Annotated in this window: 12 protein-coding genes; 7 read left to right on the forward strand and 5 right to left on the reverse strand. The window is 29.7% G+C overall.

All coding sequences use genetic code 11. The annotated features are described in order from the left end of the window. Window positions 1–63: 63 nt before the first annotated feature. Window positions 64–1,956 carry an SGNH/GDSL hydrolase family protein gene (locus tag CF386_RS09595; RefSeq protein WP_089074217.1) on the reverse strand — a complete coding sequence of 631 codons (1,893 nt, stop codon included), beginning with the start codon at window positions 1,954–1,956 and terminating at the stop codon, window positions 64–66. A gap of 833 nt (window positions 1,957–2,789) precedes the next feature. On the opposite strand from CF386_RS09595, the gene CF386_RS09600 reads away from it, so the two are divergent. Then, window positions 2,790–4,304: a SulP family inorganic anion transporter gene (locus tag CF386_RS09600; protein ID WP_089074218.1), complete on the forward strand. Its 1,515-nt coding sequence runs from the start codon at window positions 2,790–2,792 to the stop codon at window positions 4,302–4,304. Window positions 4,305–4,891: 587 nt separating this feature from the next. After that, window positions 4,892–5,395, forward strand: coding sequence for a DUF2165 family protein (locus tag CF386_RS09605; protein WP_089074219.1), 504 nt, complete (start codon window positions 4,892–4,894; stop codon window positions 5,393–5,395). 21 nt (window positions 5,396–5,416) lie between these two features. Here the strand turns inward: CF386_RS09605 and CF386_RS09610 are convergent, their stop codons facing one another. Continuing rightward, the gene (locus tag CF386_RS09610) at window positions 5,417–6,358 is read right to left on the reverse strand and encodes an AEC family transporter (RefSeq protein WP_145955048.1); all 942 of its coding nucleotides are present in this window, start codon (window positions 6,356–6,358) and stop codon (window positions 5,417–5,419) included. A 299-nt stretch (window positions 6,359–6,657) separates the two neighbouring features. Here CF386_RS09610 and CF386_RS09615 point away from each other — a divergent pair, with 299 nt between their 5' ends. Next, entirely contained in the window at window positions 6,658–7,122 is a 465-nt protein-coding gene (locus tag CF386_RS09615) for a GNAT family N-acetyltransferase (protein ID WP_089074221.1), read from the forward strand. A 393-nt stretch (window positions 7,123–7,515) separates the two neighbouring features. On the opposite strand, the gene CF386_RS09620 is transcribed toward CF386_RS09615, so the two are convergent. Further along, window positions 7,516–7,977 (reverse strand): SAM-dependent methyltransferase, encoded by a 462-nt coding sequence (locus tag CF386_RS09620; protein ID WP_089074222.1) that lies wholly within the window; start codon window positions 7,975–7,977, stop codon window positions 7,516–7,518. Window positions 7,978–8,529: 552 nt separating this feature from the next. On the opposite strand from CF386_RS09620, the gene CF386_RS09625 reads away from it, so the two are divergent. Then, on the forward strand, window positions 8,530–9,087 hold the full coding sequence (locus CF386_RS09625) for a GNAT family N-acetyltransferase (RefSeq protein ID WP_089074223.1): 558 nt from the start codon (window positions 8,530–8,532) through the stop codon (window positions 9,085–9,087). Between the two features lie 315 nt (window positions 9,088–9,402). Beyond that, a complete protein-coding gene (locus CF386_RS09630) occupies window positions 9,403–10,671 on the forward strand; it encodes an O-acetylhomoserine aminocarboxypropyltransferase/cysteine synthase family protein (protein ID WP_089074224.1) in 1,269 nt (422 codons plus the stop codon). Between the two features lie 245 nt (window positions 10,672–10,916). Here the strand turns inward: CF386_RS09630 and CF386_RS09635 are convergent, their stop codons facing one another. Further along, window positions 10,917–11,462, reverse strand: a complete 546-nt coding sequence (locus CF386_RS09635; protein ID WP_089074225.1) for a nucleotidyltransferase domain-containing protein — start codon at window positions 11,460–11,462, stop codon at window positions 10,917–10,919. 223 nt (window positions 11,463–11,685) lie between these two features. Here CF386_RS09635 and CF386_RS09640 point away from each other — a divergent pair, with 223 nt between their 5' ends. Continuing rightward, a complete protein-coding gene (locus CF386_RS09640; RefSeq protein ID WP_089074226.1) occupies window positions 11,686–12,459 on the forward strand; it encodes an acetolactate decarboxylase in 774 nt (257 codons plus the stop codon). 467 nt (window positions 12,460–12,926) lie between these two features. On the opposite strand, the gene CF386_RS09645 is transcribed toward CF386_RS09640, so the two are convergent. Continuing rightward, complete coding sequence (locus CF386_RS09645; protein ID WP_089074227.1) at window positions 12,927–13,250, reverse strand: antibiotic biosynthesis monooxygenase; 324 nt, start codon at window positions 13,248–13,250, stop codon at window positions 12,927–12,929. Between the two features lie 378 nt (window positions 13,251–13,628). Here CF386_RS09645 and CF386_RS09650 point away from each other — a divergent pair, with 378 nt between their 5' ends. After that, window positions 13,629–14,510 carry an alpha/beta fold hydrolase gene (locus CF386_RS09650; protein ID WP_089074228.1) on the forward strand — a complete coding sequence of 294 codons (882 nt, stop codon included), beginning with the start codon at window positions 13,629–13,631 and terminating at the stop codon, window positions 14,508–14,510. Window positions 14,511–14,542: the final 32 nt, after the last annotated feature.

The following is a 14,542-nucleotide window of genomic DNA, read 5'->3' on the forward strand; positions in this document are numbered from 1 at the left end:
CATATTGTCTTTTCAATCATTTGACCTCTAAGTTAAAGTTAATTTATTTGAAGATGTTTTTTGTTAAGAAGTCTTAATTAAATCTGGGTTGCAGTAAAATGTCCTACCCCCGCTGTTTTTAAAGCTAGAATATGCCTCACAAAGCTTCTTCGCAATGACCTTCTGTCCCAGTACATTTGGGTGTGTACCCTGATCACCATAATACTTAAACCCATCGGGTTCATTCGGTAACCAGTTATCACTTGGATCATAGCCATCTTTTGGAAAGACCGAGACTCTTGAGCTATTTAAATTTTGAACAACATTTTCAATGGCTTTCCAACAATTTTTCCATTTTTGAGAATAATAAGCAGTGGTACCTTGCAATGGAAGAAATGCAATCACATGCGCATTTGGATTATCCGTCAAAACTTGTTGCATTAATTTTTTATAATAATTTTTAAATTCTTTTACAAAAGCAGAAGAAGAAGGAGAAGGCTGATCATCCCCATAACCAACATCAAAATCATTTGTTCCTAAGTTTACAATAATTAAATCAGGCTCTATTTTGTTTGGAAAATTCCATTTGGTTGCATATTGCTCATCCCAATTCACTTGTTGATAGGGATACTCAGCTATCATTTTAGGAGTATCACTCACTGGACCAACACCGATCCCAGATACGGCAATTATTGACCAGTTATTTGAACCAAAAGCACGACTTAAAATAGGTCCATAGGTTAAAGTCCCATCTTCAAAAAAAGTTCCATCTGCACTTCCACAACCTTTGACAGAACTTCTAGTTCTCAAATCACAATACCCAGCTGAAATAGAATCTCCTATGACCTCTATTTTTATAGGAGTTGAGTTAGCTGATTTTTTTTGAATTAACTTAGCAGAGCTATCCATTTTGATTTTATCAAGAACTAAACTACCTTCCATACCCTCAGTTGATTTGACCAGCTCTAAGGTGTAAGTTTTGTTTTTATCTAACCCTTGATAATTGAGATTTGGTGTATTATCAATTGAAGTTCTCTTAAATTGTGTATCTATTGGTGATGTGCCATTTATTTTAACAGACAATTTGGAAGATACTTTATTTTGACAAATAGTTTGTATCTGATATTCAAATGGTGGTGTTTTTCCCTCTGTTGACCTATCAATGAATTTTGTGGACTTATTTTCTTGAAGTATTGAAGTGCCGCTTTGATTATAAATCTTATATGCAATCGCATTTTGTTGTTTATCCCAAGAAATCTTAGCATCACCTTTTGCATTAATGTTTGTTTTAATATTTCCTGGAACATTACAACTCTCAACCGGAGGTATGTTTTGATTGACCAGTGAAACAGTTTCACATGCATCTGAAGGAATATTTTTAGCTGAAATGGTAAAATTAAGGACATGATTTTTTGCTAGTTCATTTGAAGAAAATTTTTGGGGTTGAACTTTCTCTATTCCCTCGTCAAATGTATATGTGGCCTCCTGAATGGCAGGTTCAGAATCAACTTGAATCCATGTTGATGTCGGCTCAATTGCATGGTCCGTATTAAACTGTAAAAAATCATTACTTATATCGACAGGATTTTTGTTACGGTTCTGATATTGTACACTTAATATTGTGTTATCATGTGTGCAATTAATTTTAGTTAAGTTAGTTGTGTTTTTAAATTTCTGACTATTATTCTCTAATAGTCTATAAGAATAATAAACAGGATGTTGATCACTACCTGCTTCCAAATCAATAGATAAATTAGACGTTCCTGTAAAGGTTACAGTCAGACCTCCTTGCCAGTTGAGCGTATGCTTTTTATCTTTTAAAAACCAACGACCATTATAATCAATATCTTTGCTTGATAAATTTATGCTTTTAAGAGACTGCTCCCCAATTAAACGCAGATTCATATTATTTTGAACAGAGGCATAACTAAGTGATGATATTAAAGTTATACCTATGATTGAAATCATTTTTTTCATTTAAGTCTTTCCTAAAGTTGTTGTGGTTAAAAATCAAAACTAATCAGAAAAACAAGGTATTTATAAATTATTTTTATTCACCCAAAATATATTTTTTTCACGCCAATAAATATCAAAAACACATTACACAAAAATGATCTTAGATTAAATTTCAGATATAAATCACGGTCTTGGTATGATTTTATATGAAATATGAGTATTTAAATTCCAATAATAGATTATAAAGTAAAATTTATACGTACTTATAAAGATTTTGTTATTAATGAAATTATAAGAACAAATAATTTCCAAAAAAATTGAGTGATTTTAATGTTTTCTCAACCACATGTTTGTTTAGATAGCCTAAGTATCGATCATCCAAGAGGCATTAAAAAATTTTTGATACCAGCTATAAAAAGGAGGTCCAATAATCCTTCAAATAATAAGTAATGTTTCTAACTCTTATCTAACCGAATCCTTACTTTAATTATTCAATCTTCAAATCTGAAAACTATGTTTGTTTTTAAACATGGCCATCTGTAATTGAAGTTTCATTCTCAGGAAGGTATATTTCAAGAACTTAATTTTAATATGAGAAAAATAAGTCACAATGAAATCAAATCTTAATATCTTGATCTTGTTAAAACCCCACACTTATTTAATTAGTCCGCCCTAATTACAAACCATTCTTTTTAGATTTAATTCTTTATTTTAGTTTTTGAAATATATAATTTAACAACTAAGTTTTGCTATGTAAAAATAAGCGATATTAAGCCTTGTTATAAGTAATTATATAGCTCTTTTATATTTCAAAAATGTCACGTTATTCAATTTAATTTGTTATGGACTATTTAATGATAAATATAAAAACATTCTTATTTCCAGAAAGCTCATCATCTCAAAAAGAAATTTTATCCGGTATGACAGTCGCCTTGGCACTCATACCAGAAGCAATTGCATTTTCAATCGTCGCTCATGTAAATCCTGCTGTAGGCTTATTTGCTACGTTTTTTATGTGTTTAATTACTTCTTTAATAGGTGGAAGGCCCGGTATGATTTCAGGTGCAACTGGCTCTATGGCTATAGTTATAGTAGCTTTGGTTTCTCAATACGGTGTCGATTACTTATTTGCTACTATATTACTTACTGGTATCTTTCAAATCTTAATAGGAGTCTTTAAATTAAACAAGGTAATTAACATTTTGCCAAGATCAGTCATGATAGGTTTTATCAATGGATTAGCCATTGTCATTTTTTTAGCGCAAATAGAACAGTTTAAACACACATCTATAACAGGAAGTGTCTCTTGGCTACCGCAGCATGATATTCTTGTAATGAGTATTTTTATTATCATAACAATGTTTATCTGTTTTACCTTACCTAAATTTTTGAAATCAATTCCTGCTGCATTAGCTGGGATCATTATTGTCACAATTATTTGCCATTACAGTGGTGTCCATACTCGGCTTGTGCAAGATATGATGAATCATGCTCAGATGGATCTTACTTTCCCTAAATTCCATATACCTGAAATACCTTTTAACACACATTCATTAGCAATTATATTACCTTACAGTTTAATATTAACAATCATCGGCTTATCCGAATCCTTAATGTCTTTGCTAATAATTGATGATATTACCAAGAGTAAAGGAAAACAAAGTAAGGAGTGTATTTCTCAGGGACTATCTAACATTGTCTGTGGCTTTTTTAAAAGTATGGGAGGATGTGCAATGCTTGGTCAAAGCATGATCAATATAAACAATGGTGCTAGAGGAAGGTTATCTGGCATTATTGCTAGTGTAACCCTCTTATTCTGTATTTTAGTTTTTTGGCCTGTTATGAAAATCATACCCCTAGCAGCGCTCATTGGCGTTATGTTTGTCGTTGTCATAGAAACTTTTGCGTGGGAAACGTTCAGATTACTCAAAAGAATTCCAATCCACGATGCCATTATTATATTAGCTGTGACAATGATAACAGTTGCAACTGATTTAGCTATAGCAGTTATCGTAGGGATTATTATTGCTTCTCTCGAGTTCGTCTGGCGATTATCTAAAAATTTAAAGATTAATGTCCAAAATACAAAAGAACATCAAAAATATAGTATACAAGGAATCGTTTTCTTTGGAAGCTCTTCAAAATTAAAGTCTGCGTTTAACTTTAACCCTTCTCAAAACTATGTGGTCATAGATATGAGTACGGCAATATTAGTCGATTATAGTGCAGTTCATTCAATTCAGTACATTATTGAACAATATAAAATGAATAAAATTGAGGTTAAATTATCTAATTTGTCTTCACGTTGTAAAGAGTTATTTTTAAAAGTAGACTCAAATATTAATTTAGACGTGCTAAGTAAAGTTTAGTTTACAAAATTAATGATCAATATAAGAATTCTTTTTGATTTTGTTTAAAGCACATATTATGTATTTAGCGAGTGATTGAGTTGCTGGTTTAAACACAAGAGCATTATAGAATGATCAAAATGATACGCACAATTTTTGGTACGACCTATTTTGCTTTTACTCAACGAAAATGCTTATTTGAACTGTTATAATCCTAAATTTAATAGTTTTTGTACTTTATCATGAAATATTTAAACTTTAGGATGAAATTAGAAACTCAGAGAATAATACTCAATTTTTAAATTGGGTGTTCTTTTCGAAAATTTATTTAATAACAGATATATTATCTCTTCTTAAAATATATAATTCTTCTTTAAAATTCATATTCTCTCGCTCAAAATCTTTAATGTTCTCATTGCTTTAACCCAACAATCCCTTAAATAATTGTGATGGGAAAAAATAAATAAATAGCCTACTTTCATTTGTTATATTTTTATAAATATTTTAAAAATGATAACTAGGTACTCTTTATTAAGGAAAAATAATCAAAGAACCATAAATTAAGCTTTAATAAATATATGGTTTTAACAACTAACTAAGTACACTTTATGAGCTATAAACAAACTGTTCGGTTATCTATTATTTTAATGGCACTTTTTCCTACGTTATGGGGATTGTTCTCATTCATGAATAACACATCTGGTTTTTCAGGAACAGCTCAATATGCTGTCGCCCCTTTGTTATCCATGTCTGATACGTATGGTAACCCAGCTCAAACATGGCGAGCCATTACCTCACCTATGGCTGCTAATATTTTTTTAGCTATCATTACAGCAATTGAAACACTGGCAGGTTTACTAGGTCTTTGGTCAATATTTAAATTACTAAAAGCCTTTAAAGATACACCCAAAGCTTTTGAAGATGCAAAATCTCCACTTGTTCTATCTTGTGTTTTAGCTATTTTAGTTTGGGGAGTAGGTTTTGCGGTAATAGCAGGTGACTACTTTTTAGCATGGCAATCAAAAACAACCCTAGCAACTCAAATTGGTGGTCTCATATATGCTATACCATGCTTCTTAACACTAATACTTGCAGTGATCCACAAAGAGTAGCAATTCAATCCATAAATTCATCTATTGAAAAATATACACTATTAAAGGCAAGCTTAAAAGTGACAAGATCGTTGAAGTTAAATAAAGACTAGTTGCCTCATTTTCAATCGTGTTCCATTGAAGGGCCATAATTGTTGATATAGTTGCCGTTGGCATTGCTAAAAGTAAAACAAATTCTTTTGCATCATTTCCGGATATATTGAACAAATAAACCAGAGAAAAACCTACCAAAGCACTAATTAAAGACTTTAAAGATAAATTAAAAAAAAGAAATTTGCTGATCTTAAATCTAATCCCATATAAATTCACTCCAACAGCAAATAGAGATATAAAAATACAAGATTTAGAAATTAATTCAATTGAGTCTGTGAACACAGTTGGTAAAAGTTGTGTGATATGCATAAAGCTAAATATCACACCTAATATCACTGCCAGTACCATTGGTTTTTTAATTGATTTAAGCAAAGCTTTAATAAAAAGATGAAGCTTATTCATTTCATTGTTTTGATTTTTATTTATTTCCATTAGGAAGATAGTTAAAGGAATAAGCGTCAATGCAATAATAAAATTTGCTCGAGCAACGGATACAACTGCTGTTAATCCAATTAAATGAGTTAAAAAAGGGATCCCCATTCCGCCCTCATTTGGAAATGTTGAAATAAAACTTGAAACAACATTTTCCTTGTTAGGTAACTTAAATACATATCGATTGAACAGAACGCTTAAAAGCCAAATGATACTGATTGCTAAAAAAAAAGCTAACATCCATTTTGGATAGATGATTTGTTCTGGCTTTGCCTTTGCAGTTTCCATAAATAATAATGCAGGAAAAACAAAATAGGCTACTAAATTAGAGCAAACATCTTTTGCTTCTACTCCAACTAATTTATACTTGACCGCACCCCAACCAATGAAGATCAAAATAAAGATTGGTAAAATAGAGTTTATTAATGTTCCAATCAACTTGAGCACCCTTTTTAAAAAAAGGACTATTTTAATTCAAAATTCATTCGGCTAAATTGATATCACTCACAATATTCACAAAAATAAGAGGCTATTTTATTTCCTATTGCTGTTTGGTTAGTCTTACCCTTTAAAAATAAGAAGCATAAACTTTTTTGCCTGCTTTTATTTTGTATAAATAATATAAAAAAGATCAAATTCACAAAATTTTTTATAAAAATTTGCATGTCTTTATAAAAAATGGATAATGAAATTCAGTCAATATTTTATATTATTCAGTAATAACATAGGGTTATCTAGTGATTAAAATTAGAAAAGCTGATAAAAAAGATATAAAAACTATTCATACATTAAGAAGCCGTTCCATTTTAGATCAGTGCTCTCCGCATTACTCCAATAAACAATTAGCTCTTTGGACTTATGGTGGTATATCCGATTCCTTCATACTCGACGTATTAGAAAATTTTTATGTGTCGGAATTAAATAAGTCTGTCATTGGATGTGGTAAGATAACTCTGCATACAGGCATGATCGATGCCATTTTTGTAGATCCTGATTACTTTAGATTAGGTGCTGCAAAAAAAATGATTTTATTTTTAGAAGATATAGCTAAAAAAAATAGCCTAAAAAAAATAAAATTAGAATCAACATTAAACGCCGCTTCTTTCTACAGACATTGCGGTTATAGTGGAGAGAAAGTATCTACATATGAATCACCGAGAGGGATAAGTTTAGAATGCATTCCAATGGAAAAGTATTTATAGCTTCCTTAGAAGAGAATTTTGTTTTTTTCACTAATTTTAGTGTTATCTGATAGTCCAAAATTTTTCTTAACCAGAGTAGTCATTTTAATAATGTATTCTTCATCTAAGAAACATACATTTTAAATTCATTCAAATAAAATACTTCTATTAAAAAACTTTATTACTTATAGAAATAACTTAGGATTATTTCTTTTACGATCAGAAGCCCAATATACAACAACTCCCCTCAAAAACGATACACATTAAACTATTTTTATTTTATTTTATTTATGTGTTTGTGTAGTTTTCATGTTTTAAGCAACGATTGATACCAACTCCTTATAAAATTTTTGGGGGTTGTTTTTTTTTATTTTATAAACCAGTTCATCTTAAATTAACAAAAAAATATTGAACTTATTCATAATAATTTTTCATTACATCATCAACCCACCTTGCTTCTTGGATGTCTTTCTGGTCAATAGTAAATTTTTTAAATAGTGGTTTAATATCTAAAACTGGTGTGTTATTGATGGCATCTAACCCTTTAACATGTAATATATTTTGATTTACACCGACAATCTCACAGGTTGTAACTCCTATTTTATTAGGTCTATTTTTTCCTCTTTGTGCAAAAATGCCCACTTTATCCAATGATGAATTATTTCTAGGGTATCGACTGTCGATGCAAATTCTTTCATTTAAAACTTTATGCATGTAAAAAATAACAGTAACATGGGAAAATTTATCGATTCCTTCAAAAGATGATGCAGGTAAATGTTTTTCTAGTTCAATGAAAGACTCTACATTTCCCCAAAAATCATCATTAATATCATTTCTATTATTTCGAACAATTCCAACTTTTTCTATTTCAATCATATCTCCATTCCTTGTCTTCATTCATCCTATTTTTAAAAAAAATAAGATCTTATCTAAAGAAACATTTAAGCTTTTAATTACTTGTTATTCTTATTTGACAGTATGTTTTTCTGCAAATTATATTTAATAGTCATTTTTTTGATGGATTTTAGGAATATCTTTATTTTTATGATAATTAATAAAAATACTAACTTGTTTAATGTGGAGTTTTACTTAAAAAAACCATCAATAAAGTTATTAACTTACTCATTATATTTTACTTTTTCTATAACACAATCAACAAAATTATATCTTTTTAAGATAACAATATTGAGTATTCCGTGTTTAAATCATTCATTAAATAATTACAATCGATTTGTTGATTTTATCAAAAAATAACTTTCAAAATTAAGGCATTAAATAATAAATATAAATAAAAACAAGATTAAAATCTTACACTTATATTGAGTATTTTTTTATAAAGGTACATATTGATATTTTAGTTGTTAATGATTAACATTAACCTTTTTTCTAAAAAAGAAAAAAGAGATATCAAATAAAAAAGGAATTTTAATGAGTGACTTATTGATTAGAGCGGACAGAGTTTACATGGAGATATTTAGTCTCAAACACGTTGATAATATATTAAATTATCAATTAAATAATAGAGATTATCTTTGCAGATGGGAACCTCTTAGGGATGATGAGTTTTTTACTAAGGAATACTGGTCCAAGGAAGCGAAAATTAATGAGCAAGAATATCTAGATGGTAAAGCATATAGATTTGTTATTTACAGACATAACGATAAAAAGTTAATTGGCCAATGTAACTTTACTAATGTCGTAAGAGGCCCCTTTCAAGCTTGTTTTCTTGGTTATTCCATTGATCATCGGGTGCTAAGAAATGGATACATGTATGAGGCATTGTCAACGCTTCTTGACTACATGTTTTCAACTTTAAGACTAAATCGAGTTATGTCAAATTACATGCCAAGCAATCTAGCTAGCGCAAATTTATTAGAAAAACTAAATTTTAAAATCGAAGGTCGAGCACAACGTTATCTAAAAATAAATGGGAAGTGGGAAGACCATATTCTTACTTCTAAGCTTTCAGATGTGAGTGCAGTGTAGTTATCAGCCCAATCTATGTGAGTGCTACTTAATTATGCCAAATGCTCTTTCATCAAAAAATATCCTATTTTCTTGTATTTAAATATAACTAATATATAAATATACTTTGTCTTATAAAAAGCTTACCTTAAAAAAGTTAAAGTTTAAAAAATAATACAATTTAAAAAAAACAACCTTACTATATTTGATATTTGATATTTGATATTTGATATTTGATATTTGATTGAGTTTCTCTAGTGTGAGCTACCTTGCATTTATCTCATTAAAAAATAGGTAAGATAAACAACGAAATAACTAATCATAAAAGGGATATTTATGAAAGATGAAACACTTTCAATTCATTTTGGTTACGAAACTGATCCAACAACAAAATCAGTAACAACACCAATTTATCAAACGGTTGCATATGAGTTTGAAAATGCACAACATGGAGCAGATTTATTCAATCTTGAAGTTCCTGGAAATATATACACTCGAATTATGAATCCAACCAATGATGTTTTAGAAAAACGGATGGCCGCTTTAGAAGGAGGAATTGCTGGTTTAGTTGTTAGTGCAGGCAGTGCTGCAATCAATTATACGATTCTTACTTTGGCTCAATCAGGTGATAATATCGTTTCAACTTCACAATTATATGGTGGAACGTATACTTTATTCGCTCACATGCTTCCACAACAAGGAATTGAAGTTCGTTTTGCAAAAGACAGTAATCCAGAAAGCCTAGCCGAACTGATCGATGATAAAACAAAAGCTGTATATTGTGAAAGTATAGGTAACCCTGCTGGAAATATCATAGATATAGAGCCATTAGCAGAGTTGGCACATGCTAAAGGTGTTCCTTTAATTGTCGATAATACCGTCGCTACGCCAATTTTATGTAAGCCCATCGAATTTGGTGCAGATATTGTAATTCACTCTCTTACCAAATATGTCGGTGGCCATGGCACGACGTTAGGTGGCATTATTATTGATTCCGGAAAATTTCCATGGTCTGAACACAAAGAGCGCTTTCCTTTGTTAAATCAACCAGAACCATCATATCATGGCGTAATATATACAGAAGCATTCGGAGAAGCTGCATTTATTGGTCGAGCAAGAACTGTTCCTCTTCGAAATACCGGCTCTGCTCTATCACCAATGAATGCCTTTATGCTTATGCAAGGACTAGAAACTCTTCCTCTAAGAATGGAAAGACACACAGAAAATGCTCTTAAAGTTGCAGAATATCTTAATCAACATGAAAAAGTAAGCTGGGTGAGTTATGCAGGTTTACCTGAATCTAAATTTTACCCACTTGCTGAAAAATATATGAAAGGCAAACCTTCATCTATCCTTTCATTTGGACTTAAAGACGGATATGAAGCTGGTGTACGTTTTTATGATGCCTTAAAAATATTCAAGCGATTAGTTAATATTGGTGATGCAAAATCTCTTGCTTGTCACCCTGCTTCTACGACTCATCGTCAACTGAGTGAATTAGAGCAAACAAAAGCAGGAGTTTCTCCTGAAATGATACGACTATCAGTTGGAATTGAACATATAAATGATATTTTGGCTGATTTAGAACAAGCCCTTCAAGCTTAATGAATGCAATTAAGTATTTCTGACTTATATCTGGCTAGTTTGGGATAAAATTTGTAATAATCAAAACTAGCCATTTATGCTATCCAAAGATTACGTCAGTGATTCAGTAATACAACAATGAATAGTTTTCAATTACTCAACCTAAGAGTTTAAGCTAAATTCAATAACCGTTGTTGTACTTGTATGCTGCATGTATCACTAGCCTCAACAATGATATAATTTGAATATCAATTCTAATTATAATCTTAAAATTCTTTTGCAAGTTTTTTTATATGATGTTTGGCTAAATCATTTTTTCCTCGACTTAACCATTTTACACATTCAAAGACATCCCAAATTAAACCTTTATCACCAAAATAATAAGCAGGAAAATCTTCGTGCTTTGGAGCAGGTTCATCACATACTAATGAGGGAACGATATTCTCTTTATCTAATAATACCAAATAAGGATTGTGGATCTTTATGTCATAAGATGTATCAAAGCAGTGTATCTCCGCACTTGTAAAATCATGAAATAGATATTTTTTGGTGTACCATTGGTCTTCATCTAAAGCATCAAAGCAATATACAATATCTTTATCTGCTTCAAATTTTTTATAACAGCTCTCTACCTGATTGTGGTATTTGTTTTTTGTAATAATCAGCAAATCCGCATCAGAAATGCGATCGCCTCCTCCCTTAGCTAAAGAACCGATTAGGATTATAGCAATAACATCATCTTCAGACTCAAAAGCCTTACAAGCTGATTGAATAATATTCTCTTGCAAAAATAACTCAGGTTTTAATTTCATTATTTTCTCCTATTTGATACTTTTATAGTTAAATTTTATTCTAAAACTTAACATTAATAATATAAAAGCGTCCAATAGAAATTAATTATCAAATATTGCTCCTTTAAAAATACTGATATTCGTTGTGTAATAAACAGAATTAAATGCTTTTATGTATCAAAATTTAAAGTTATATTAACTATGCGAATAAAATTAACCATATATTTTGAAAGGACTAATCTATATGTTAAAACAACTCTTTTGCTCATCATTATTATTTGTTTCTTTTTTATCATTTTCAGAAAATTTAAACATTGAAAACCAGTATAATACACTCGACAATATGTTTTCAGGAGATTATTCGACTCAGCTTACAGTCAATGAAGCCATGAAACAAAACAATAATTTTGGTATTGGTTTAGCGAAAGAGCTAGGAGAACTTATTGTTATAGATAATAAATACTATGTTGCTGACTCTAAAGGGAATGCAAAATTAATGAAAGGAAATGATGGGATATCTTACCTTACTGCTACCAATTTTGATTCAGATAATGCATTACATTTTGAAATAAAAAAACCAATGACATTAATTAAAATCCAAAATTTAATTAATAAAGAATATAATTTGGCTGATACACTTTACGCTGCAAAAGTGATTGGTAAATTTGAATACATTAATGCCAGTAATCAAAATAGAGTTTTAAATCAAATTTTTTTAAAAAAATGGCCCAAGAATCATCAGCATGATTTTACAGTCACTAACACAAAAGCAACCATTGTAAGCTTTTATACCCCTCTTTCAAAAAATGAGTTAAAGGGAATCAGTATTCAACCTCGCTACACGCATTTTATTTCATCGGATATGAAAATGGGAGACGTTTTAAATGCTAGGATTTTATCCGGTGATATATATATACAAAAAATTGATAAAGTTAAAATCATTAACCCCAAACATGAAAACACAAATAAGAATGTCGGTTTGAAAGATGCAAAACAAATTGAGTCTTCGTCTAATTAATTTCATTTTTATAATATCAAACTAAATTTAAAAGCCGGAACTAATTCATTAGTAGACGCGCATTTATAAAAGTGATTTTAAAAACAAAATATAAGTTATCGGAGTTATGAAGATGAACTACACAATAAAATATTTGTTGATTCAAAGTTTACTCTAATAAAATTCACTTGATTTCTTAAAGAGACAATTAAAAAAAATGTTTATGGAAGCTGGTCGTATAGAATAAATACAAAGAAGATAATGATTAGACCACCCAAAAGTATTTCATTAAATGAGAGGAAACAAACATAATAAAAGGGAACACTGTAAAATGTACAGTAGTTCCCTTTACTTTTTAATAAAAAAACCCCACTGATGAAGGGGTATAAAAAAATGAGCTAATAAACAAGGAAAAATGAAAAACTACTCACTGTGAATAAATTTTCAAATAGCTCATTTTTTTAAAAAACATTATTGGTATGTCCAAACTAGTGACTTGTCAAATTTGGTAACTGAAAAAAATCATCACTAACCTCAAGTTTATACACAATTTTGGATTGAATTAAACATTCAAGCATTCTATTCAAAGCTGACTCATAAATTCTATCTTTTAAACTTGTTCCCTTTTGCCATTGTTCACGGTTTGGCCATTGAGCATAACCAATCATCACATTAGACTTTTCCGAATGATGTAGTCGAGACCCAAAGCTACCAAAATGTTTAAATATAGATTCGGTTACTTTCAACCATGATTCCCTAAAGTTTTTTTCTTTACCTTCAAAAATCTCAAACTCATACACGACAACAAACATTGTTTTATCCTGACAAATGAAAATTCTCAATATTCATACTAAATTTGATTTATCCATTCATGTTTCATTTAGTAATTACCTGAGAATTATAAATTAAAATAATCCAATAATTTCATGAAAATAATAACTCAATAAATACATTAAATTCACTAAGGTATACACCTTAAATTGATTTTTAAAATTATATGAATGTTTATAAAACGTAAGCGAATATCGATATTTATATTATTTATCAATGAGTTAAAAGAATAACATCATGATTCAATCCATCTGTTTTCAAAAAGTAAATGAGCAGTATTAATTTTTAAATTTATATCAAAAATTATATAATAAGCACAAAATAACATATAAATTTTGAACAAATGTAAGGACATCTAAATGGAATTTATTAAAAAGACGATTCCGCATTCAGAACTATCTATCAAGGCTTATTTAAAAAAAAATGTAAAACAAAGTATTTTATTCATTCATGGAGGACCAGGTTTTAATAGTTTGCCACTACAATATCTCATTGAAGAGCATAATCTTTTTAAAAACCTTAATGCTAACTTATATCTGTATGATCAAGCTGGTTGTGGGAACTCCAAAAAAAAATCTTCTTATTCTCACCAAAATAATATTCAAGATCTTTTTCAAGTCATCGAATTGGTGTCACAAAATAATTCAATAGATGCCGTTATTGGTCACTCATACGGCGCAAAATTGTTGTCGGATTATTTAAAAGCATTTACCGATAATTTTCTACCGATATTTGTGGGTAGTTCAGAATCTATTATTACACCACGAGCCACAAACCTTCTTCTGGATTTGAATTGGCTAAAAAATACCAATGCTCTAGAATATCAGGAGTTTTATAATCAATTACAAGAAGATATGTCAAATGAAACAATTTTAAATCTTTCACAAAAAATTGCTCATTTGTTTTTCAAAAATCCAAATCGTGCAAATGTGTATTGGGCTAATATGAACTATAAAAATATCGTATTAAATTTTCAAAAATTAAATTCGTATGATGTAAATATGGAGGTATTCAAACATGTTAGAGCGGAGTTATATTCAAATGTAAATAATTTTCAAGTTGAATCAAAAAATGCAATATGGATAAATGGATTTCATGATTTGATTATGCAAGGATACAAAAAGATATTAACTTGTAAGAAATCCTATATTTTCACAAAATCTGCTCATTACCCTCATATCGAAGAAAACGAAAAATTCTGTCTTTTAATGAATGACTATTTACGAAAAATGAAATCATAATACGTTATATTCTCTTAATAAAAAACCATATT

This window comes from Paraphotobacterium marinum (assembly GCF_002216855.1).
GTDB classification, from domain to species: Bacteria; Pseudomonadota; Gammaproteobacteria; order Enterobacterales; family Vibrionaceae; genus Paraphotobacterium; species Paraphotobacterium marinum.

Excerpts from the sequence above, each read along its gene's own strand:
- CF386_RS09595 (WP_089074217.1), bottom strand. The coding sequence starts at position 1,956 with ATGAAAAAAATGATTTCAATCATAGGTATAACTTTAATATCATCACTT.
- CF386_RS09620 (WP_089074222.1), bottom strand. The coding sequence starts at position 7,977 with ATGATTGAAATAGAAAAAGTTGGAATTGTTCGAAATAATAGAAATGAT.
- CF386_RS09650 (WP_089074228.1), top strand. The coding sequence starts at position 13,629 with ATGGAATTTATTAAAAAGACGATTCCGCATTCAGAACTATCTATCAAG.
- CF386_RS09605 (WP_089074219.1), top strand. The coding sequence starts at position 4,892 with ATGAGCTATAAACAAACTGTTCGGTTATCTATTATTTTAATGGCACTT.
- CF386_RS09645 (WP_089074227.1), bottom strand. The coding sequence starts at position 13,250 with ATGTTTGTTGTCGTGTATGAGTTTGAGATTTTTGAAGGTAAAGAAAAA.
- CF386_RS09630 (WP_089074224.1), top strand. The coding sequence starts at position 9,403 with ATGAAAGATGAAACACTTTCAATTCATTTTGGTTACGAAACTGATCCA.
- CF386_RS09640 (WP_089074226.1), top strand. The coding sequence starts at position 11,686 with ATGTTAAAACAACTCTTTTGCTCATCATTATTATTTGTTTCTTTTTTA.
- CF386_RS09625 (WP_089074223.1), top strand. The coding sequence starts at position 8,530 with ATGAGTGACTTATTGATTAGAGCGGACAGAGTTTACATGGAGATATTT.
- CF386_RS09600 (WP_089074218.1), top strand. The coding sequence starts at position 2,790 with ATGATAAATATAAAAACATTCTTATTTCCAGAAAGCTCATCATCTCAA.
- CF386_RS09635 (WP_089074225.1), bottom strand. The coding sequence starts at position 11,462 with ATGAAATTAAAACCTGAGTTATTTTTGCAAGAGAATATTATTCAATCA.